Annotated in this window: 25 protein-coding genes and 1 pseudogene; 20 read left to right on the forward strand and 6 right to left on the reverse strand. The window is 35.1% G+C overall.

The window, feature by feature from the left end; translation table 11 throughout:
* The first annotated feature begins 92 nt into the window (after positions 1-92).
* From ACY3XC_RS07635 to ACY3XC_RS07680, 10 genes are all read left to right on the forward strand, one after another.
* Entirely contained in the window at positions 93-2,132 is a 2,040-nt protein-coding gene (locus ACY3XC_RS07635) for a GmrSD restriction endonuclease domain-containing protein (protein WP_464868057.1), read from the forward strand.
* Positions 2,133-2,345: 213 nt separating this feature from the next.
* A complete protein-coding gene (locus ACY3XC_RS07640; protein WP_464868058.1) occupies positions 2,346-3,167 on the forward strand; it encodes a hypothetical protein in 822 nt (273 codons plus the stop codon).
* 820 nt (positions 3,168-3,987) lie between these two features.
* On the forward strand, positions 3,988-4,251 hold the full coding sequence (locus ACY3XC_RS07645; RefSeq protein ID WP_179158350.1) for a metal-sensitive transcriptional regulator: 264 nt from the start codon (positions 3,988-3,990) through the stop codon (positions 4,249-4,251).
* 118 nt (positions 4,252-4,369) lie between these two features.
* The gene (locus ACY3XC_RS07650; protein ID WP_464868059.1) at positions 4,370-4,849 is read left to right on the forward strand and encodes a DsrE/DsrF/DrsH-like family protein; all 480 of its coding nucleotides are present in this window, start codon (positions 4,370-4,372) and stop codon (positions 4,847-4,849) included.
* 47 nt (positions 4,850-4,896) lie between these two features.
* Entirely contained in the window at positions 4,897-5,259 is a 363-nt protein-coding gene (locus ACY3XC_RS07655; protein ID WP_464868060.1) for a rhodanese-like domain-containing protein, read from the forward strand.
* Between the two features lie 24 nt (positions 5,260-5,283).
* Positions 5,284-5,580: a rhodanese-like domain-containing protein gene (locus tag ACY3XC_RS07660; RefSeq protein ID WP_464868061.1), complete on the forward strand. Its 297-nt coding sequence runs from the start codon at positions 5,284-5,286 to the stop codon at positions 5,578-5,580.
* Between the two features lie 53 nt (positions 5,581-5,633).
* Entirely contained in the window at positions 5,634-6,203 is a 570-nt protein-coding gene (locus ACY3XC_RS07665; protein ID WP_464868062.1) for a sulfurtransferase TusA family protein, read from the forward strand.
* Between the two features lie 62 nt (positions 6,204-6,265).
* The gene (locus ACY3XC_RS07670) at positions 6,266-7,393 is read left to right on the forward strand and encodes an MBL fold metallo-hydrolase (protein ID WP_464868063.1); all 1,128 of its coding nucleotides are present in this window, start codon (positions 6,266-6,268) and stop codon (positions 7,391-7,393) included.
* Between the two features lie 26 nt (positions 7,394-7,419).
* On the forward strand, positions 7,420-7,647 hold the full coding sequence (locus ACY3XC_RS07675; protein ID WP_179158356.1) for a sulfurtransferase TusA family protein: 228 nt from the start codon (positions 7,420-7,422) through the stop codon (positions 7,645-7,647).
* 51 nt (positions 7,648-7,698) lie between these two features.
* Positions 7,699-8,475, forward strand: coding sequence for a sulfite exporter TauE/SafE family protein (locus ACY3XC_RS07680; RefSeq protein WP_179158357.1), 777 nt, complete (start codon positions 7,699-7,701; stop codon positions 8,473-8,475).
* 49 nt (positions 8,476-8,524) lie between these two features.
* On the opposite strand, the gene ACY3XC_RS07685 is transcribed toward ACY3XC_RS07680, so the two are convergent.
* Positions 8,525-8,899, reverse strand: coding sequence for a rhodanese-like domain-containing protein (locus tag ACY3XC_RS07685; protein WP_179158358.1), 375 nt, complete (start codon positions 8,897-8,899; stop codon positions 8,525-8,527).
* Between the two features lie 274 nt (positions 8,900-9,173).
* Here ACY3XC_RS07685 and ACY3XC_RS07690 point away from each other — a divergent pair, with 274 nt between their 5' ends.
* Positions 9,174-9,521 (forward strand): lmo0954 family membrane protein, encoded by a 348-nt coding sequence (locus tag ACY3XC_RS07690; protein ID WP_464868064.1) that lies wholly within the window; start codon positions 9,174-9,176, stop codon positions 9,519-9,521.
* Between the two features lie 35 nt (positions 9,522-9,556).
* Here the strand turns inward: ACY3XC_RS07690 and ACY3XC_RS07695 are convergent, their stop codons facing one another.
* Positions 9,557-10,102, reverse strand: a complete 546-nt coding sequence (locus ACY3XC_RS07695; protein WP_464868065.1) for an NADPH-dependent FMN reductase — start codon at positions 10,100-10,102, stop codon at positions 9,557-9,559.
* Positions 10,103-10,205: 103 nt separating this feature from the next.
* Here ACY3XC_RS07695 and ACY3XC_RS07700 point away from each other — a divergent pair.
* The 5 genes and pseudogenes from ACY3XC_RS07700 to ACY3XC_RS07720 all read left to right on the forward strand — a co-directional run.
* Positions 10,206-10,394: pseudogene (locus ACY3XC_RS07700) on the forward strand (FtsX-like permease family protein); the annotation flags it as partial.
* 116 nt (positions 10,395-10,510) lie between these two features.
* Entirely contained in the window at positions 10,511-11,677 is a 1,167-nt protein-coding gene (gene trpB / locus ACY3XC_RS07705) for a tryptophan synthase subunit beta (protein ID WP_179158364.1), read from the forward strand.
* 146 nt (positions 11,678-11,823) lie between these two features.
* Positions 11,824-13,506 carry an ABC1 kinase family protein gene (locus ACY3XC_RS07710; protein ID WP_464868066.1) on the forward strand — a complete coding sequence of 561 codons (1,683 nt, stop codon included), beginning with the start codon at positions 11,824-11,826 and terminating at the stop codon, positions 13,504-13,506.
* A gap of 120 nt (positions 13,507-13,626) precedes the next feature.
* Positions 13,627-14,241 carry a YitT family protein gene (locus tag ACY3XC_RS07715; RefSeq protein WP_464868067.1) on the forward strand — a complete coding sequence of 205 codons (615 nt, stop codon included), beginning with the start codon at positions 13,627-13,629 and terminating at the stop codon, positions 14,239-14,241.
* Between the two features lie 153 nt (positions 14,242-14,394).
* Positions 14,395-15,174: an SDR family oxidoreductase gene (locus ACY3XC_RS07720; protein ID WP_464868068.1), complete on the forward strand. Its 780-nt coding sequence runs from the start codon at positions 14,395-14,397 to the stop codon at positions 15,172-15,174.
* A 43-nt stretch (positions 15,175-15,217) separates the two neighbouring features.
* Here ACY3XC_RS07720 and ACY3XC_RS07725 read toward each other — a convergent pair whose 3' ends face one another.
* Positions 15,218-16,021: an alpha/beta fold hydrolase gene (locus ACY3XC_RS07725; protein WP_464868069.1), complete on the reverse strand. Its 804-nt coding sequence runs from the start codon at positions 16,019-16,021 to the stop codon at positions 15,218-15,220.
* A 246-nt stretch (positions 16,022-16,267) separates the two neighbouring features.
* On the opposite strand from ACY3XC_RS07725, the gene ACY3XC_RS07730 reads away from it, so the two are divergent.
* From ACY3XC_RS07730 to ACY3XC_RS07745, 4 genes are read left to right on the forward strand one after another with little or no spacing between them, the layout of a single operon-like run.
* Entirely contained in the window at positions 16,268-16,708 is a 441-nt protein-coding gene (locus ACY3XC_RS07730) for a hypothetical protein (protein WP_179158369.1), read from the forward strand.
* 20 nt (positions 16,709-16,728) lie between these two features.
* Positions 16,729-17,334: a hypothetical protein gene (locus tag ACY3XC_RS07735; protein ID WP_464868070.1), complete on the forward strand. Its 606-nt coding sequence runs from the start codon at positions 16,729-16,731 to the stop codon at positions 17,332-17,334.
* 19 nt (positions 17,335-17,353) lie between these two features.
* A complete protein-coding gene (locus ACY3XC_RS07740; RefSeq protein ID WP_464868071.1) occupies positions 17,354-17,980 on the forward strand; it encodes a polyhydroxyalkanoate biosynthesis repressor PhaR in 627 nt (208 codons plus the stop codon).
* A gap of 22 nt (positions 17,981-18,002) precedes the next feature.
* Entirely contained in the window at positions 18,003-19,070 is a 1,068-nt protein-coding gene (locus ACY3XC_RS07745; RefSeq protein WP_464868072.1) for an alpha/beta fold hydrolase, read from the forward strand.
* 68 nt (positions 19,071-19,138) lie between these two features.
* Here the strand turns inward: ACY3XC_RS07745 and ACY3XC_RS07750 are convergent, their stop codons facing one another.
* From ACY3XC_RS07750 to ACY3XC_RS07760, 3 genes are all read right to left on the reverse strand, one after another.
* Complete coding sequence (locus tag ACY3XC_RS07750; RefSeq protein ID WP_464868073.1) at positions 19,139-19,909, reverse strand: alpha/beta fold hydrolase; 771 nt, start codon at positions 19,907-19,909, stop codon at positions 19,139-19,141.
* A 186-nt stretch (positions 19,910-20,095) separates the two neighbouring features.
* A complete protein-coding gene (locus ACY3XC_RS07755) occupies positions 20,096-20,641 on the reverse strand; it encodes a PepSY domain-containing protein (RefSeq protein ID WP_464868074.1) in 546 nt (181 codons plus the stop codon).
* A gap of 114 nt (positions 20,642-20,755) precedes the next feature.
* Positions 20,756-21,331 (reverse strand): PepSY domain-containing protein, encoded by a 576-nt coding sequence (locus ACY3XC_RS07760; RefSeq protein ID WP_464868075.1) that lies wholly within the window; start codon positions 21,329-21,331, stop codon positions 20,756-20,758.
* Between the last annotated feature and the right edge of the window lie 7 nt (positions 21,332-21,338).

Raw genomic sequence — 21,338 nt, forward strand, 5'->3', positions numbered from 1 at the left:
TGGGGGAATATAAAATCATCATAAAAAGTGTTCAAACTTAATTAGCAAAAAGTGTTCAAAACTACTTGACGGTTACACGAGGTTTAGATTTAATGCCAAGCGATATATTTAAAGCGCGTGTTATAGGGGACATACCTGTAGGAGAACAAGAAGATTACACTCTGAAATGGGAAGATGTTGAATTGTCTTTAGGCAGGGACCGATTTAATAAATTATTTGATCATTTAAGAATGATAATTCAAAAACGCAAGGGCAGCGCTAATAATAAAGATGAGTATGATAAAATTTTTTTAGCTATTAGTGGTAAACAATTTATTGATGAAATCTTAATTCCTTATAGTGAAATTTATCTAAAACTCGTGGAGTTTCATTCATTTTATACAAATCAGCCACAAATGATAAAAGTCTTAAGTTTGTTAAATAGAATTGATAATAGTGATTGGATTCCTTTGGCTATGTATTATATGAAAAATTATAATGAGTGTTTAGAAGAATTTCTATATCGTTTAGAGAAATTCGCTGGAATAAGCATGATATTAAGGAAAAACTTTAACTGGAGAATGTCAAAGTATTCTCAAATTTTAAGGGAATTTGAAAAAGAAGTAGATTTATTTTCAACGGAATCTTCTTTAGAAGTAACAAGTGAAGATAAAGAAGCAGTTATTGAAAAACTAAACGGGGATGTTTATTTAGATTTAAAAGATTCTGCCAAGAGATATGTACTACTTAAACTTGATTCCTTATTAACTGTTGGTCAGCCATATTATGATTATTCTGTAATCACAGTTGAGCACGTCCTTCCGCAGAAGCCACAAGAAGAAAGTGATTGGTTAAAACATTTTCAAGAGCATGAACAATTTGTTCATAAGTTAGGTAACTTAGTTTTATTGACCCGTGCTAAAAATTCTATTGCCAAAAATTACGACTTTCAAAAGAAAAAGTCCTCTTATTTTCAAATCAAAAACGGGGTTACTTCATTTGCTTTAACAACTCAGGTGATTCAAGAAAATGAGTGGACACAGGAGGTGCTTGAAAAAAGACAAAAGAAATTGATTGATTTATTAAAAAATGCTTGGAACATAGAGGTGAAAAAAGAAACCATACAAAAATCAATAGAAAATTCAAATGAAAATACAGACCATATGGTGGAAAATATTAATAAATACAAACTATATAATAAAGATATCAAAGAAAATTTTCTTTCAACATACGAAAATGAGCAAACTCGAAATACAATTAGATATGTATTTTATAAGGCATTTCCAGCGGAAGATTTACTGGAGAAGGATTTATATAACTTCAATTCTACAGAAGTCAGTAAAATCATAAAGAATATGAACCCTCATAACTTAACCGTGGCGCGTACAAATGGGAGATTTATTGCCAGCTACATATCATGGGCAATTGAAGAAGGATTGAGAACTAATAAATTAAACCCAATGAAAGGTATTGAGGAGTCTTATTATGATGTTTTAGTTGACAAAAATAAAAAAGTACATTATAGCTTCTCAGAATTTCTTGAGTTACTGGACGGATTAGAAAATACTCAGGATCAAGCATTACTATTTCTAATGTGGGAAGGAATAATTGGGGAACGATTTAGTCAAATAAGGGAATTAAAATATTCAGAAGTAGATTTTGAAAACAAAACTATTTATGTAAAAGAACGGGATTATCATATTGTAGTAGATGATAAATGTATTGAGTTTTTAGAGAAGACTCGTAGCGAAAAAACTTATTATCAATACAACTCTAATACAAAAGAGTTTACTGAAAAGGAATTACTCGATTCACCTTTCGTATTTCGTAATGTGAAATCCCCAAGAGGAGAAGAAAATCAACCAGTCAAAATAAACGTATTCTACAGTCGTATCAATACTATTAAAGAATTACTTGATAAAGAATATTTAACTCCCAATTCATTGAAACAGTCAGGAATGATAAAAATGGCGCTTGATTTGTATCTCGAAGAAAGTAAATTGAGATATGAACAATTCGCTAAAATTGGGGATAAGTACAAAATGTCCAAAATAACAAACGGAGACTATGAATATTACAATACTACACTTATGAAGGAATTCATTAGTCCAGAGAAAATAAAAGAATTATATAATATAGAAATCCAGTTTTAATTTGGAGGCTTCTGAACTAAAAATGGTATTTATATATTACTTGAAAAATACTCAATTTTTCTTTTTGTTTCGTTTATGTGTAAAGCCTATTTCTTATTTAAGTAATGTGGTGCTTTATAACAGAAAGCAAATACCCTAAACAAGCCAATTATATTCAATTTCTATACATAAATCATATATTCGGCTTATTATTAATATTAAGAGGGACAAATTATGCCGTGGCAAAATATTGATGTTGGAACCAAAAACAAAATACTTCAATTCATTGATGATGTTGATAAACAATGTAGAATAGATATAAATACAGGATTTATTACTTCAGAACGTGATTATGTTTCAAGGTTAATAAGCCACATAACATATTCTGGTGGTATTGGTTCTGGAAGAAATGGATTATTAAGAGTAAATAAAAAATTATTTAAATGGGTTTGTAGAGTAAATCCGCCCGAAATTGAAACTGCTTTTGGGGCAGATGCAATGATAATAGTTAAATATTGGGATATTAACGGATATTATAGTTATAAGGTTTGTTTGATTGAAGCAAAATGGTTAATAGATTCAAATGGACTTGCTAGACAAAAAATAGACACCACTGATACATCTCTAGGGATATCACACTATCATACACAACTTGTAAATCAGAGTAATCTGAGTAATGATTTTATAAAGTTTTCCCTTTATATAAATGCAAACCCAGTTGGCAAGAGTGTTAAAAATCATCCAAACTTTAAATTGAACGGTGCAACATGTGCTTGGACCAGTGATGCTTTTGATTTTTCTAACTTTGCTAAAAAAGGGATTCCTGGTTCAGATGTAAAGTGGGTGGCAACAGACTTTAGTGGTTTTTCATATTGGATGGAACGTACGGGGCGTGCAGGGTATGTGACACTTCGGGATATAACGGAACAAATTCTTAGTTGCAACCAAGGAGTACCAATAAGAGATATAAAGTCTGCATTTAACAGCACACCGATTTCTATTAGTGCTCTTAATGAACTAAAAAGTTTTATTGACAATTCTGGCATATTGAAATAACTAATCAGACATGAAATAGTAATTTTAGGTTGTTGCGAAGACCTTCTATTTTTAACCCAAGATATTGATTCAATGTGCTTAATGGTAAGACAGAGCATTTCGCTACTTTTTGTCCACAAACACACTGTTTTAAATGCAGAAATGTCTGGGGATAGAAGAGAAGTTTATTGTATTGATATTTATTAATCTTCCATCGATGAATTTAAAATGGCTGATGAAATGATAAATAAGTTCATTTGCTTAATAAAGGGAAATGGTATTTGAACTAAAAAGCCACCAAAAAGTAATATTAAGAATATTTGTATGTACTTAAGTTTGTTGCTAAAAAAGTAGTCGATTTAAAAAGGGCTTATCGATAATGGCATACAGACCACCTGCAAACCATCTTGCTAACACATTTGCTAACATAATTAATTTTTTTAATTAATATATTTTTCCCAGTTGACCTTTAACCCTTTCAAAACCCCCTTAAATCAGACTTATTTATACTCATTTTTTTCAATTTTATTAGTTTGGTTTTATGAAACAAGCTTGACAGGGAAGGGGTCGTGGGTTCGAATCCCTCACAGGTCATAATCAAAATCCTATCATCTATTTGATGTTAGGATTTTTTTTGTAATTTTTATTTGTAAAATTGATATTAATGGTTACTATGTTAAAAATGTGGATGGCGGCTGGAAAACCTATTCCTCTGTATTTGGAAGTAATATAAACAAAATAAATTAGATAACAAGTATAAATTAGAACAATTATTGACATTATACCTATATGGGTATAATATTGATCGTGTCATTTATATTTGTTCGATGGAGGTAAGGTCATGGAGTATAATGATCAAATTAAAAATAGGGTAAAACGTATTGAAGGGCAGTTAAGAGGCATATTACGATTGATGGAAGAAGATAAGGATTGTAAAGATGTTATTACTCAGTTATCTGCAGCTAGAACAGCGATTGATCGTACAATAGGGGTAATTGTAAGTTCAAATTTAGTCGAGTGTGTTAAAAAAGCAGAGGAAACGCATGAAAGAAGTGCAGAAGAATTAATCAAAGAAGCAGTAGACCTATTAGTAAAAAGTCGATAAAAAAGGGTTGACACCCTCTTTTATTTTCGTTACTATGATACCCATAGGGGTAATGGTAATAAAAAATTACATTATTTTATACCCATATGGGTAATTGTAATATAGGAGGTCATTAAAAATGACAGAGAAGAAAAAAACAACAATCGTCTTATTGAGCGGTGATTATGATAAAGCAATGGCAGCTTATATAATAGCAAATGGTGCTGCAGCCTATGATCATGAAGTAACGATCTTTCACACTTTCTGGGGATTAAATGCTCTACGAAAAGATGAAAGTATTGCTGTTGAAAAAGGATTTTTGGAAAAAATGTTTGCAAAAATGATGCCTAGAGGCGCTGATAACATGGGACTTTCAAGAATGAATTTTGCAGGTTTCGGACCAAAGCTGATTAAGAAGGTAATGAATAAACACAATGCACTTCCCCTGCCTCAGCTAATCGAAATGGCTCAAGAGCAGGATGTAAAATTAATTGCATGTACCATGACGATGGATTTACTAGGTCTTCAAAACGAAGAGCTTTTAGATAATATCGAATATGCAGGTGTTGCAGCATATTTAGCGGAAGCTGAAGATGGGAATGTCAATCTGTTCATTTAATTAATATGGGGGGAATATTATCCCCTAAACTATAGGAGGGACTATACTTGGAGTATATAAATTACGTATTAATTGGACTCTTCATATTATTTATTGGTTATCGTTTCATTCCAATTAAAGGTGTACGAAATATTTCAACTGCAGATTTAAAAAATGAGTTAAAGGATAAGAATAAATTGTTTGTAGATGTAAGAACACCAGGAGAATTTAAAGGAAATCACATTAGGCAATTTAAGAATATTCCCCTTAATTTACTTGCACAAAAAGCGGAACATGAACTCTCAAAGGACAAAGAAGTAATTGTTATTTGTCAAAGCGGAATGAGAAGCGGACAAGCAAGTAAGATATTAAAAAAATTAGGCTATACGAAAGTAATAAACGTCAAAGGCGGCATGAATGCTTGGTCATAAAAGAAATAAGAGGAGGATTATAAAATGAAAGCAATAACTGCAAAGGAAGTTGAACAATTACTAAATGAAGGAAAAGAATTAAATATTATTGATGTTCGTGAAGTAGATGAGGTAGCGAGTGGAAAGATACCTGGCGCTGTAAATATTAGGTTAGGATTTATGGAGTTTCGTATGCATGAATTAGATAAATCAAAAGAATATATCATGGTTTGCCGGTCTGGAGCTAGAAGTGGCCAGGCATCACAATTTCTTGAGTATCAAGGATTTAATGTGATTAATATGACAGGTGGAATGATGTCATGGGAAGGAAAAGTAGAATAAATTTTTTTAACTACAATAATACCCTTATAGGTATTAAATCAGGAGGATATTAAATGGATAACATGAAAGCTAATGTAATTTTAGACGCAAAGGGATTAGCATGTCCAATGCCAATTGTTAAAACAAAGAAGACAATGAGTGGATTAGAGGCTGGTCAGGTATTGGAAGTCCAAGCAACAGATAAGGGGTCCAAAGCTGATATCAAGGCTTGGTCTGAAAGTACAGGTCATCAGTATTTAGGCACGTTGGAGGATGGAGAAGTATTAAAGCATTATATAAGAAAGTCTTCTAACGATGAAATAATGGAAAGAAAACATCCGAATGTCGTTAATAATAACGAACTCGAAATGAAATTTGCTGCAAGTGAAAATATTGTGGTTCTGGATGTTAGAGAAACAGCAGAATATGCGTTTAATCATATACCTAATGCTATCTCGATTCCTTTAGGTGAACTAGAACAACGTTTAGGTGATTTAGATAAAGAAGGAGAAATATATGTTGTATGCCGTACAGGAAGCCGCAGCGACCTTGCTGCACAAAAGCTAGCAGAAAAGGGATTTACTAAAGTTATTAACGTAATACCAGGAATGTGTCAATGGTCAGGGAAAACAACTACACTATAGGATATTATCGTAAATTAGTTATATTTTTTTAAAATAAAATATACCATAGGGGGTAAAACTGCATGACTGTTAATGTAATGAGTTCTAAGGAGGTAACGAGAAAGTTACTTAATAAGGAAGAATTATTTATTCTAGATGTTCGAAATGAGAGTGACTTTCAGGATTGGAAAATTGAAGGAGAAAACTTCAAGTATTTTAATATCCCTTATTTTGAATTGCTAGATGGTGTTGAAGGGATTATGGATAAGATTCCTTCTGATAAAGAAGTTTTGGTGGTGTGTGCAAAGGAAGGTTCATCTATTATGATTGCTGAAATGCTCTCTGCCGAAGGTATTACTGTTTCTTACCTAAAGGGTGGTATGAAAGCCTGGAGTGAACATTTAGAACCTGTAAAAGTCGGTGATTTGAAAGATGGTGGCGAAATTTATCAGTTTGTACGCATTGGTAAAGGCTGTTTATCTTACATGGTCGTATCGAACGGAGATGCCGCGATTATTGATGCCACTCGTATGACTGACATTTATTTGGAATTTGCTGAAAGTATTGGTGCAAAAATTACTCATGTTTTTGACACACATTTACATGCTGACCACATTTCCGGTGGCAGAAACATTGCAGAAAAAACAGGTGCAACCTATTGGCTGCCTCCAAAGGATGCAACTGAAGTAACTTTTTCTTATCAGCCATTAGAAGACGGTAATGACGTAGAAATCGGGAACGTGAAAATCAATATTCATGCCCTATATTCTCCAGGTCATACTATTGGGTCTACTTCATTTATTGTGGATGAAAAGTTTTTACTATCTGGAGATATCTTGTTTATTGACTCAATCGGAAGACCTGATTTAGCCGGCTTGGCACAAGATTGGGTTGGAGATTTGAGAGAAAGTCTTTATAAACGCTACAGAGAATTATCAGAGGGTTTAATCGTCCTCCCAGCTCACTTTATGATCATTGAAGAATTGAATGATGATGGTAGTGTATCAGAAAAATTAGGAACACTGTATGCTAAAAACCATGGCTTGAACATTGAAGACGAAAATGAGTTTAGAAAATTGGTAACGGAAAATTTACCACCACAACCTAATGCGTATCAAGAAATTCGTGAAACGAATATGGGGAAAATAAATCCTGATGAAGAAATGCAACGTGAAATGGAAATTGGACCAAATCGCTGTGCCGTTCGATAAAACACAATATCTAGGAGGTAAAAGAAATGGAAGCAAATAAGATTATAGATGCAAAAGGGTTGGCATGTCCGATGCCGATTGTAAAGACAAAAAAGGGAATGAATGATTTAGAAAGTGGTCAAGTGTTAGAAATCCATGCGACGGATAAAGGGGCAAAAAATGACCTTGCGGCATGGGCAAAATCAGGCGGTCACGAGGTAGTGAAACACGAAGTGGAGAACGATGTTTTAAAGTTCTGGATAAAAAAAGGTTAAGAAATAGGGAACCGAATGGGGTTCCCTTTTCTTAAGAGGGGAGGCAGCAGCATGGATATTGGCTTTATTATTACTATTTTCTTAATTGGTTTTATTGGTTCATATATATCTGGAATGTTAGGAATAGGCGGTTCTATTATTAAATATCCGATGCTTTTATATATTCCGCCTATATTTGGTTTAGCAGCATTTAGTGCCCACGAGGTATCAGGGATAAGCGCTGTTCAGGTGTTTTTTGCGACGATCGGTGGTGTTTGGGCGTACCGTAAAGGCGGCTATTTAAATAAAACATTAATTGGCTATATGGGAGTAAGCATTTTAATTGGTAGTTTTGTTGGCGGTTTTGGTTCAAAGTTAATGACTGAGGGTGGAATCAATTTAGTTTATGGGATTTTAGCATTAATCGCAGCTGTCATGATGTTTGTTCCGAAAAAAGGAATTGATGATATTCCACTGGATCAAGTTACGTTTAATAAATGGCTTGCAGCATCTCTAGCATTAATTGTTGGAATTGGTTCTGGAATTGTTGGGGCGGCAGGAGCATTTTTATTAGTTCCAATCATGCTAGTTGTATTAAAAATACCAACACGTATGACGATTGCTTCTTCATTAGCTATTACATTTTTATCTTCAATTGGTGCCACTGTAGGGAAAATTACCACGGGACAAGTAGAATTTTTACCTTCCGTAATTATGATTTTTGCCAGTTTAATTGCCTCACCATTAGGTGCGATGGCTGGTAAAAAGGTAAACACCAAGGTTTTACAAGTGGTATTAGCCTTTTTAATTTTAGCAACAGCTATAAAGATTTGGATGGATATTCTATAGAAAAAAAGAACCCATCATTGCTGGGTTCTTTTACTTATCTCTAATATATTTAATTTTCAATTTCATATGACCAGTTATTCATACCGCCGGTCATGTTATTAATATTAGTAAATTTATTATTTATTAATATTTCACTAGCTTGAGTAGAGCGATTTCCGCTGCGGCAAACCACTATATAGGTTTCTTCTTTATCTAAATCGTTCAATTTATTTTCTAATTCTTGTAATGGCAGCAATATTGCATTAGGGATGTGCCCTTCTTGATACTCTTCAGGGGTTCTGACATCTAGCACAACTACTTCCTTGTTGTCGATGAGTTGCTTTGCTTCCTCTGAAGATACATTTCTATATCCTTCGGAACTAATTCCACATGAAGTAAGGGTTACTACTAATAATATTATTAATAAGTGCTTGAATCGATTCATTTTATGTCCTCCATTAAGTGCTAGTTTTTCTTATTATACCTTATAGGGTAAAGGTGTTCTTAACCTAAATTTGAATAAAAAACAAACATTCTGTAGCAAAAAAAAATCCTAACATCTAAATAGTGCTAGGATTTTTCCATTTTATTGTTAGTATTTTTTGGTGGCTGACCCTTTCTACGTCTCTAGACCTATTCGAAAATCAAGCTCAGGCTCAATTATATGCAGCCTCGAAAAAAGGTAAGATGATATCAAGAAAGCAAAGGAGGAAAACAAATTGAAAAAATTTGGTTTATGTTTAGCAGGAGGAATTGCAGCCATCATCTTACTTTCAACACTTGGTCCGATGGTGGGGTTACTAATAAGTCTGGCAGCTTTATATTTCATCTACAAACAGTTTTTAAAAGCAGAATCAACAGGTGGAAAAATTGCACTAGGTATTATTGGAGTCATCTTTCTAATGGCTTCTATCTCAAATGCACCTGCCATTATCGGTGTAGTTGCTGCTTACATTCTTTACCTAGTCTATAAAAACTGGAATTCCAGCAAACACTCTATAGTAAAAGAAGAAGCTGACCCATTTGTAAATTTTGAAAAACAATGGAATGAAATAAAAAACTATTAAACGCATGGATATAATTACTCCATGCGTTTTTACAATTAATGACTTTGTTTATTTATCCACTTTATGTAGTTATCCATAACCGTATCAATGAACTGAACAGTTGGCTCGTGAATGAGTTTTCCAGATTCATCAAGCTTTTCATGAACAGCTCCTATAAATACTTCATTTCCTGGTAAAGTCAGCGCAGATATGCCAGGAGAATTTAAAATCTGTCGTAAATGCATTTGTGCACGGGCGGTTCCTAATACGCCAGGGGAACTGCCGACAATCATGACAGGTTTGTTCACCATAACTTTATCAACACGGGAAAACCAATCAATCGCATTTTTTAAAAAAGCAGGAATAGAATGGTTGTACTCAGGTGTAACAAATAGGACTCCGTCACTTTCACCCACCTTTTGCTTAATCTCCGTTACGACTTCTGGCGGTGTAAGCTCATCATCTTGATTATACATCGGCAGTTTTTCTATAGGCAGAATTTCAATCTCTGCAGTCATCTGATAACGATTTTGCATGTATAATGCTAATTTTTTGTTAAATGATTCCTTCCGATTACTACCTACAAGTGCTACGATTTTCACACATATCTCTCCTTTCATGTCAGTATAAATATTATCACTAAAATGATTGTAATTCATATTCAGAGGCTCGGGGAAAACGTACTAGTGACAAAGTATTAGAAAAAATGAAATAGCAGCAGGGATTGGGCAGATTAAAAGAATCATGATCTTAATTATAGGAAGCATTGCTGGTATTTCGTTGTTCGTTGGCGGTATTGGGGTTAGGAATAATATGCTCGTTTCCGTAACAGCGCGTACGAGAGAAATCGGAATTCGAATGGCTCTTGGTGCTGCAAGAGGCCAGGTTTTAACTTAATCGAATACTAAGGTATGAATAAATATTTAGTTTGAATACTCAGTAAACTTATACTATAATAATTTCAACTCAAGGTATGAGTAAATTAATAGTAGTAGGGAGACGAGCTGAGAATGGAAAAAGTTAGTGTAGATAGTAGAGGCTATTTTGGTGAGTTTGGAGGTAGTTTTGTTCCTGAGGAGCTTCAGCTGGTACTAAACGAGATAGAAGCACAATTTTTACAGTATAAGGATGATCCGGATTTTATCGAGGAATTCAACTATTACCTCAAGGAATATGTTGGGCGTGAAAACCCGCTGACCTATGCAGAAAATTTAACGAAACAAATGGGTGGAGCAAAAATCTATCTAAAACGAGAAGATTTAAACCATACTGGTGCTCACAAGATCAATAATGCAATCGGTCAAATTTTATTGGCAAAAAGAATGGGTGCAAAACGAATCATTGCTGAAACGGGTGCTGGCCAGCATGGTGTTGCAACCGCAACTGCATGTGCCATGTTTGGAATGGAATGTATTATTTATATGGGGAAACTCGATACGGAGCGTCAAGCTCTAAACGTCTTTAGAATGGAACTATTAGGGGCAAAAGTTATTCCAGTCGAGAAAGGGCAGGGACGTTTGAAGGACGCCGTGGATGAAGCATTGGCTGACTTAGTTCAAAACTATGAAACTACCTTTTATTTATTGGGTTCAGCTGTTGGACCGCATCCATATCCATCTATGGTTAAACATTTTCAGAGCATTATTAGTGAAGAATCAAAGCGTCAAATCATTGAAAAAGAAGGAAGGCTGCCAACTGCGGTTATTGCCTGCACAGGCGGTGGCAGTAATGCTATTGGTGCCTTTGCCCATTATATTGATGAAAAATTTGTACGTTTAATTGGAGTAGAGCCGGAAGAAGCACCAACCTTAACAAAAGGAACCCCGGCAGTTATTCATGGTTTTAAATGTTTGACGTTATTAGATGAAGAAGGTAATCCACAGCCAACCTATTCAATTGCTGCCGGATTAGATTACCCAGGAGTTGGTCCAGAGCATAGTCAATTGAAAACAAGCGGAAGAGCTGAATATGTTACGGTTACAGGGCAGGAAGCATTAGACGCATTTCTGCTGCTAAGTAAAACGGAGGGGATTATCCCCGCGTTAGAAAGCTCCCACGCCGTTGCTTATGCTATAAAACTAGCAAAGGAATTACCGAAAGATGATGTCTTAATTGTCAACCTGTCAGGTCGCGGTGACAAAGATGTCGAGCAAGTATTTAAAATGTTAAATAAGTAATATGGTAAAGAGACGTATCGATAATGATGCGTCTTTTTGTTTTTTAATCGAACAATAGCAGGATGAGCTTGTAAATCCCTCGTGAAAGTGAGAATCTTGATTCGAGGAAATAGATATTTAAAATACTCCCAACAGGAGTGGAGAGAATGATTAAGAAAAAAATTCGCCATATTCACCGTTATCGAGATATCGTTTATGCTTTTACTAAGTATGGTTTTGGGTTTGTTATGAAAGAGTTAGGGCTTCTTGATTTGTTATCAGTTCCAAAGAGAGTATTTGTTGAAGGAAACCAATCACGAAATAGCAGAACAACAGGTGAACGAATTCGGATGTTCCTCGAGGAACTTGGTCCAACTTTTGTGAAAATTGGCCAAATTGCCAGCACTAGACCTGATATTATCCCAGCCGATATCCTTCAAGAACTAGTAAAGCTTCAGGACAATGTTTCTCTTTTTTCATTTGATGAGGTGAAAAGAATAGTAGAAGAGGAATTGGCTGATTCTCTCGAAAATTCTTTTGCAGAATTTTGTGAGACTCCATTAGCTGCAGCATCTATTGGGCAAGTCCACCATGCAGTTTTGCTATCAGGAGAGCGTGTTGCTGTTAAAATTCAACGTCCCAATATTATGAGTGTAATTGATACAGATTTAGAAATCCTTCAGGATCTTGCCAGATTAGCGGAAAGTAGAATCGAATGGGTTGAAAGGTATCAAATTCGGACAATTATAGAAGAATTATCAAGGTCGCTTCGTGAAGAATTGGATTATGAAAATGAAGGCAGAAACGCTGAAAAGATTGCTAAACAATTTATTCATGATTCCAAGGTCCATATTCCCAAGGTATATTGGGAATACAGTACTAAGAGGATTCTGACGATGGAGTTTATTGATGGGGTTAAACTAAATGAGATTGAAAAGCTGCAGCAAGAGGGATACGACACAAAAGTATTAGGTGAGAAAATAGTAAATGCTATTTTTCATCAAATCCTAATTAATGGATTTTTCCATGGGGATCCTCATCCAGGAAATATCGTTGCCCTGCCAGGACAAGTGATTGCATTTATGGATTTCGGTATGGTGGGCCGAATAACTCATGAAATGAGATCGCACATTGCCTCTTTTGTCATTGCATTAATGCGGAAAAACACTTCAGAAGTAGTAAAGGCAATCACGAACATGGGGCTTGTTCCAGATGAAGTAAATGTAAAACAATTACATTCAGATGTAGATAAGCTTCGGGAAAAGTACCTCGATGTTCCTTTTAGTCAGATGAGTATTGGAAATGCTGTTAATGAACTCTTTTCTGTTGCTTACCGTCATAAAATTATGATTCCGACAGATTTAACGATATTAGGTAAAACGCTGCTGACATTAGAGGGGACCGTTGAAAAGCTAAACCACGAAATAAGTATTTTAGCAGTTGCCGAACCATTTGGTAAGCAATTACTTATTGATCGCTTTAAGCCAAAAAACGTGGCAGAATTTGCATGGTCAAATTTCACAGAATATGGGGATATCCTTCATGAATTCCCAAAAACGATTAAAGATTTTACATCCGTTATGAAAAAAGGGAAAATGAAGATTGAAATATCCACTTCTGAAATGGAGCCAGTCCTTCATAAACTTAATCGTATAAGTAACAGGCTGTCCTTTAGTCTTGTATTGCTGTCCTTTAGTATTATTTTGGTAGGTGTAATTATTGGTGCCTCGTTATCAGGACAAACATCCATACTGTTAGACAGCCTGCCAGTAATAGAAATAGGTTTTGGTATTGCTACAACATTGTTCCTATTGCTTTTATATTCTATCTTTAAATCAGGAAGGTTTTGACAAAGAAATTAAACATTGTGTCTAGTAGAATACCTGACCAATAGGCCGGGTATTTTTCTTATGAAGAAGAATATAATAAACCGTACACTGGAGAGATAATTGAAACAAAAGGGGCGGATTATGTATAAGAGGAGAGTAAATTATTATCTGAGTTATTACAGATCTGCTAATATATCTATCACCAAAAGATTATTATATATCTTCTGCGGCGCTTCGCTCGTTGCTATTTCACTGCAGTTGTTTTTAGTGAAAAATAATGTAATTGATGGCGGAATCGTAGGAGTAAGCATCATTCTCTCGCATATTTCTAGTATGGAGATTGGCCTGTCTCTTTTACTGCTGAATACTCCCTTTTTCTTTTTAGGTTATTCTTATCTGGGAAAAAGATTTCTAATTCTAAGTCTTTTTGCTATTTCTGTGCTTTCAATAGGTACCCATGTTCTAGAACCATTTCCTTCCGTTACAAATAATCCATTTCTAGTAATAGTCTTAGGAGGCGTAATTTTAGGATTGGGTGTAGGAATAGTCATTCGATATGGAGGGTCCTTAGATGGTACGGAGGTTTTGGCCATTTTATTAAGTAAACGGACCCCTTTTTCAATTGGACAAATTGTTATGTTTTTTAACCTATTTATTTTTAGCAGTTCCATTTTTATATTTGGCTTTAAGGAGGCTGTTTTTTCATTAGCTGCGTTTTTCATAGCCTATAAAACAATTGATCTTTTAATTAAGTAATATAGCGAAGGAATCCATATCAGTGGGTTCCTTATTTGATATAATATTTTTGATTCTTAACATTTTTGTGAATATTATTATAGATTCGTGTTTTAATAAATTTAAATGTATTAAGATTCAAATAGGTAATATCATTTTTTCGGGGGAATGAAGATGAATACTAGAGATCTATTTAGCTTGCAGGGGAAAACAGCTATTGTAACAGGTGGGGGAAGAGGACTTGGTGAACAAATTGCAGAGGCCTATGGTGATGCGGGAGCAAATGTAGTCATTTGCTCAAGAAATCTAGAAGCTTGCCAGCAAATTAGTGATGTCCTAACGGCAAAAGGTGTTCGTTCACTTGCCTTAAAATGTGACGTTTCTAACCCAGAAGAAATTCAATATGTAGTAGACCAGACCATGAAAGAGTTTGGAAGGATTGATATTTTAGTCAATAATAGTGGTGTAAGCTGGGGGGCTCCTGCACTAGAAATGCCAGAAGATAAATGGGATAAGGTTATGAATATTAACCTTAAAGCCGTATTTTTATTTTCGCAGGCAGTCGGAAAGATTATGAAGGAGCAGCGTTCTGGTAAGATCATAAATATTGCTTCCATAGCTGGATTTGGAGGACAAGATCCAACTGTGATGGATGCAATTGGCTATTCAACTAGCAAAGGAGCAGTCATTACATTTACAAAGGATTTGGCTGTAAAACTAGCACCCTATAACATTCATGTCAATGCCATTGCTCCCGGATTTTTCCCAACAAAGATGGCAAAAGTGGTCATCGATTATTCAGGAGAAAAAATTCTCGAGAGAACCCCTGCAGGAAGATTCGGGTCAGATGATGATATGAAAGGACCGGCATTATTTTTAGCTTCTGACGCTTCTAATTATGTATACGGTCATGTTCTTGTTGTAGATGGCGGGACAAGTGCTAGTGTTCAATAACATAAAAAATGCCCAGTTTTTAATTGGGCATTCTTTATGAATTTTATAGGTTGTTTAAAAACTCAAGTACTCGATTATTCACTATATCATTCGCTTCAGTAACATAAATGTGACCTGCGCCATTAATGGTAAGGAATTCGGCATTTGGTATTTTTTCAGCCAAAGTTACACCATTATCATATGGAACTAATTTATCCGCATCACCGTGAATCACCAAAACAGGTACCTTTATTTCGTCAATTTCATCATAGGTGTCATGAGCAAGACACGCTTGAAGCTGCAGCATATAGGCATATGGAAGGACAGGTATCTCGATTCTCTTTTGAATATCTTCAGCGACTTGGTCCCTATGATTTTCAATGAAAGATTGACTATAAAGGATTGGAGCAGTTGCCCAAGCGATTTGTTCCGGTGTGGCTGTAGAAGAGGCTCTAGACAGCATCAGCATGGACACATCAGCACTAGGTTGAACATGTTTTTCCCCGCCTGATGTTGTACAGCCGAGGATGAGGGACTTAATCCGTTCTGGATATTTCAACGCAAGTCTTTGAGCGATCATTCCCCCCATTGAAATACCGTATACATGTGCAGACTCTACACCGGCTGAATCTAGAACGGCTCTTGCATCTTCAGCCATTAATTCAATTGAATAGGAAGAATTTGGTTTACCGCTTAGTCCAACACCACGATTATCAAATACTATTACTTTATATTGTTCACTTAAAGCCGGGATTGTTCGAAACCACGATTTAGAAGTAAGTGATAATCCCATGATTAATAGCAGTGGTTCACCCTCACCATGGACTTCATAATATAAATCAATTCCATTTGCCTTCGTTATAGGCATTCTCAACAACTCCTTTTTTACTAGATATTGCCATTTATATGATTATTAATAAAACTAAAGAACTTAAAGATTCACCCAAAAATGTCCAACTCTTATATATGAAAATATTATTTATTTTGATTAAATGGAAAAGTCGAATAATAAACTAGTAAATTGTCGTTACAAATTGCTATAATATAATGGACAAGGATTAAAGTAGTTACAGATAGATTCTAACATACTATCCGGTTAGATAAAGGGGCATTTATGGAATCAAGACATCAGGATCCTGGATCTTTTTACAAATACCTAGAAAAAGAGTGTAATAAGCGGATTCATTCATATACCAATTGTCTAACCTTTACACATGCTTTTGGAAAAGCAATCGAAAACCACTTAGATCTTGTTGTGATTCAACAAAAGGTAATCAACAATTGCTTAACTTTACTTGATATTCCACTGAAAGATGATTTTGCTATTCTAGCACAAAGAAAAGTAGAGTGTGAGGATAAGTTAGATCAACTGGATGAAACGCTTTTTATGTTAAACAGGGGAATGAAAAAGGACAATTTCGAGTTAAAAGAGCTTAATAAATCTTTAAGTGACTTGCTTTGTTTAATTGAAAATGAAGTGAAGGACTTAAAGGCTAACAAAATAAAAACATTAAATACCGAACTAGAAGATTTAAAAAAGTTATTTAATAACTAAACATTTGGAGGAGAAAAAATATGTCTATTAGAAATGAATCAAAAGTGGAAAATCAATCTAACCAGGATAATCAGCTTTCAAGTTTTGAATTAATGTGGAAAGCTGCCTTTGAAGAAGTAGATGAATGGGCAGGGCGCTTAAACCATCATGATGATTTATTCTTAAATGCTACTAAACAATATGTTGAGAGTATTAAAAGAAATCAGGAAAATAGTAAAGCCATTACGGAGCAATTTAAGAAAGAGCTTCTTGAGTGGGAAAAATATGCTCGTGAGGAATTACTCATGACCACAACCACCATTCAACATTTTTTCCCTGTTAAATCTTTTGAAGAGATCAACCAAGTTGTTGATGACATTCAGAATAAAACTACCTCTCTATTATCTACACCAATTCGTGCACTAACGACTGGGCAAGGTCTTGATAAGTACTTAGACAGTGTCCAACAATATATTTCTTTTAGAAAGAAAGGTAGAGAGAAATATATTGAAGGTGTTAAGAGTACCTCCAATGTCTTATATGAAAATCAAAAAATATTCGTGAATCTTTTTGAAAATCAGGTCAAGTCTGCACTTTTACCCTTTCAGCAATATATGAAGAATACTACGGAGTCAAATAAATCATAACTTTATTGAGGTGAACAAGATGTCGACAAAAAAACCGTACGACCCATTTGATTCTTTCAAAAAGTACAGTGAAGTTTTGGAAAAACAGATAAATGATTTTATTTTTCTTTGGTCAAATAACAATGAATTTGTCAAAATGTCAAATACAGGATCAGAGGCAAACTCCCGATACCTTGAAGCATTTAGAAAGAATCAAGAGGCACTTGCAGGTGTACTCAATATTCCAACTAAAAATGACTTGGCTAATATAGCTTCTTTAACCATTCAAACGGAAGAAAAAGTTGTATCCCTTGAGGAACAAATTTGGGACTTACAGGATTCATTGAAGTCTCAAAGCACGGAAATTGAAGCTGTTGTTGAGATTTCAAAAGAAATAATCAAATTAACCAAACAACTTAAAACAGAGTTAGTGAAAACGAAAAAGGAACTAGCAGATTCCAAGAATCTACAAAGTGAACTACAAGAGATTAGGTTCGAGCTAAATAAATTAAATAATCTTAAAGATGAAATAGAGATACTTAAAGGTCACGTCGAAAAAGACAATCAAAAAGACGTCCAAAAAGACGATCAAAAAGACGATCAAAAAGACGATCAAAAAGACGATCAAAAAGAACCCGTCTTAACAGGTGCTGATCCAACAAAATAATTAAAAAAGGGGGGCTAGAGAAGTGGCAGTCGAATCACCTTTTACGGATCTAATTCCACCGTTAGATTATGAGAAAGAAATGAAACGTTGGAAGCACGTTTTTCAAGTATTAAATGAGCCGGAGCCGGAGATTGGTCATACACCTAGGACAGAGGTTTGGAGAAAAAATAAATCAGTTTTATGGCATTACCCCGCAAAACAAAAAAAGTATGGTATTCCTTTATTTTTCGTTTATTCTTTATTTAACAAACCTTATATACTTGATATCGCCCCAAAGGCAAGTGTAATTGAGGGACTTACAAACCGTGGTTATGATGTGTATTTGCTAGACTGGGGTACACCAGGTTACGAAGATAAGAATATTGGTCTGGATACATATATTCAAAAGTATTTAAGAACAGCTGTTAAGCGTGCTATTCGCCATTCTGGTGCGGAGGAGTTAACACTTATCGGTTATTGCCTAGGTGGGACGATCGCTTCTATATACGCTGCGATTGCTGAAGAGAACATTAAAAACTTGATTGTGGCAACAGTACCAATAGACTTTTCTACACTTGTTGGGCCGGATAAATGGGCGGAAGGTCTTAAGAATGGTGATTTTAATGTTGATCGCTTTATAGATGTTTATGGGACAATCCCGTCATCCTATGTGCAAGCAATGTTTCGTGCAGTATCTGCTCCAGTTTATTTTAGTCACTATACGATGCTTTTAAATCGGGCACATGATCCTAAATATGTTGATAAATGGCGTCGAATGAACAAATGGACTACTGATCAGGTCCCATTTGCAGGTGAGGCATTTAGACAATTATTGAATGACCTTTTTAAGGGGAACAAGCTTGTTAAAGGCGAATTAATGATAGGAAATAAAAATGTAGATTTGAAAAATATTAAATCAAATTTGTTCGTTATTTCCTCAACGAATGATAATTTAGTTTTAGAACACCAAAGCTTGCCGATTATGAATTTAGTTTCGAGCGAGGATAAGACTTACAAGCTGGTTGAAGCAGGCCATGTTTCCTTAGCTTTAACAGGATTGTTCGCAGTAGTTGTCGATGAATGGGCTTCAGCTCGTTCGAATCCACTTTAGATTTTGTACTAAAGGTGAGTACAAGATTATATAATAAGAAAGGAAGAAAGGGAAGGAGTGTCCTTCCCTTAACTTGCCTTTTTGTGTTTATTTAAAAAACTGCGAAGTACCTCATTAAAGGATTCTTTTGCCTCGAGTTTAGCTACATGTCCTGTATTTCTAAAAATCACAAATTCAGAGTATCTAATCTGTTTATGCATCATTAATTGTATCCAAGGAGGAGTAACCGAGTCATATTGACCGCCAATAATTAAAGTTGGAACTTTTATCTTTGATAACAGACATAAATTATTAACCTCTAGACATGCTTGCATTGAAGGAAGGTAAAATTCACGATTGGGATGATAGAATTTTTTGAAATTCTCAACGTTTTCTTCTGTCCATGAGTAGAGACAAACTCGTGCTGCGAAATTTTTTTGTTCCTCGAGTGACCGTGATTCTGATTTTATCTTGCGGAATTTTAAAAATGCCTCTCCGAAATGTTTCGGTGCATAATGAAATGTGCTTACGAGCACGAGGGACCTGCACATATCTGGTGCCTGACGATAGATTTCTTGTGCAACCATCCCGCCCATCGATAACCCACAGATATGTGCACTTTTAAACCCAAGACCCTTCAACAAGCAAATAACATCGCGTGCAAAGTTTGGAATGCTAATTTCCTCATTTGTAAGATACTCACCGTGCCCCCGTAAATCTGGAATAATCAAATCATATTTTTCTGCAAGCTCAAACTGGCTGGACCAACCTTCCTTTATTTCACCAAGCCCATGAATAAAAACCAACGGTTCACCAGCACCCATTCGTAAATAGGGAATTCCAGAAAATAACTCACCCAAATAAACTACCTCCTATGGTTTAACATAATAATCTTTTTTGCCATAATTCGGATAGTGTAAACAGGTATAATGTCGTATTTAACACATTATATATAACTTTCTTGGTTATTATTACCAATAGGTGTAAATTACATATATGGGACATAAAAAAGGACAACCGAATAATCGATTGTCCTCTCTAATATTCTATCCATCAATTCCGCTGTCATCACTGCCTCTACCTTTGTCATCATCATCATTATCATCTTCATGATATCGATCATCTCTGCTGTCATCATCAAACTTTACTCTTGTGATTTTTCCTGTTTCAGCGTCTACGTGAATATCAACTTCTCCCTGGTCCGACTGAATCTCAAATTTATATTCAAGTCTGCCAAATTCCATTTCCTTTTCAACCTCTGTAATTTTGCCGTTAACTTCATTGGTTGCGATTTTTGCTGCTTCTTCAATGGATATGGTGGAAGAGGTTGTTGATTGGGCAGATGAAGAATTACTGTCGTCATCATCTGATTCTACTTTGTAAAATGTTTGCCCATGCTCTGTTTCTAACTCGATTTCCTGACCTGGTTTAATTTCAGGCAGGTTTTGTGTACCAAGATTAATGACTGAATTTTTATCCTCAACTTGAACGGGATTATCTTGAGGAGTATCATTTTTAGATGCACCTACCGCAATTGCTCCTCCTAAAACTAGTAAAGAAGATACGAGGCCTATTAATACTTTTTTTCTCATTTTGTCTTCCTCCTTTTGTTATTACTTTCTACACTTTCAGTATATCCAGTAAAAATGAGAGGATAGGGATAGAATCATTAGAATTTAATGAGAAAAATAATAGTTTCCTGCGAATCAATCATCGTCATCGTTGTTTTCTTTCTGTTTATTTTCATGGTCATCCCATGCTACCGTTACAGCTCCTGTAATAGCATGAATATGCACGGTTGCTTCACGATCATCATTTGTTTCTATTTTTATAAAGTAATAGGTTTGATTATTTTCAGTTTCCAGCCAGATATCTTCAACCTCTCCCTGAACCTGTGTCCGTGCAATTTCCACAGCCTCTTTATCGGTCAATCTCTTTGGAGAGTCTTCTGAGATTTCACCTTGTTGAGGGGGTGGTTGGGATGGCGTTGGCTCTGATGTTATTGTATCAGTTTGTGTGAAAGATAAAACTTTACCGCTAGAAGAATCCAGCTTAATGCTGTAAAGATGATTTTGTCTTTCTAGTTCTATATGATACTGTTGATTGGCTAATTTTATTGATGATATATTACCTTGATAGCGCTCTTTAACAAGCTTCTCGGCTTCCTCTTCTGTTAACATGTTAGCTGAAGGAGTAAGTTTTCCAAATTGCTGAAAGCTGACAAAGATAATAACAAGGATTATGGAGCAAATCGCCACCCAAAACCAAGATATCTTTTTCATTTACATT

The sequence above is a fragment of the Bacillus sp. CZDM1 genome (assembly GCF_055502545.1).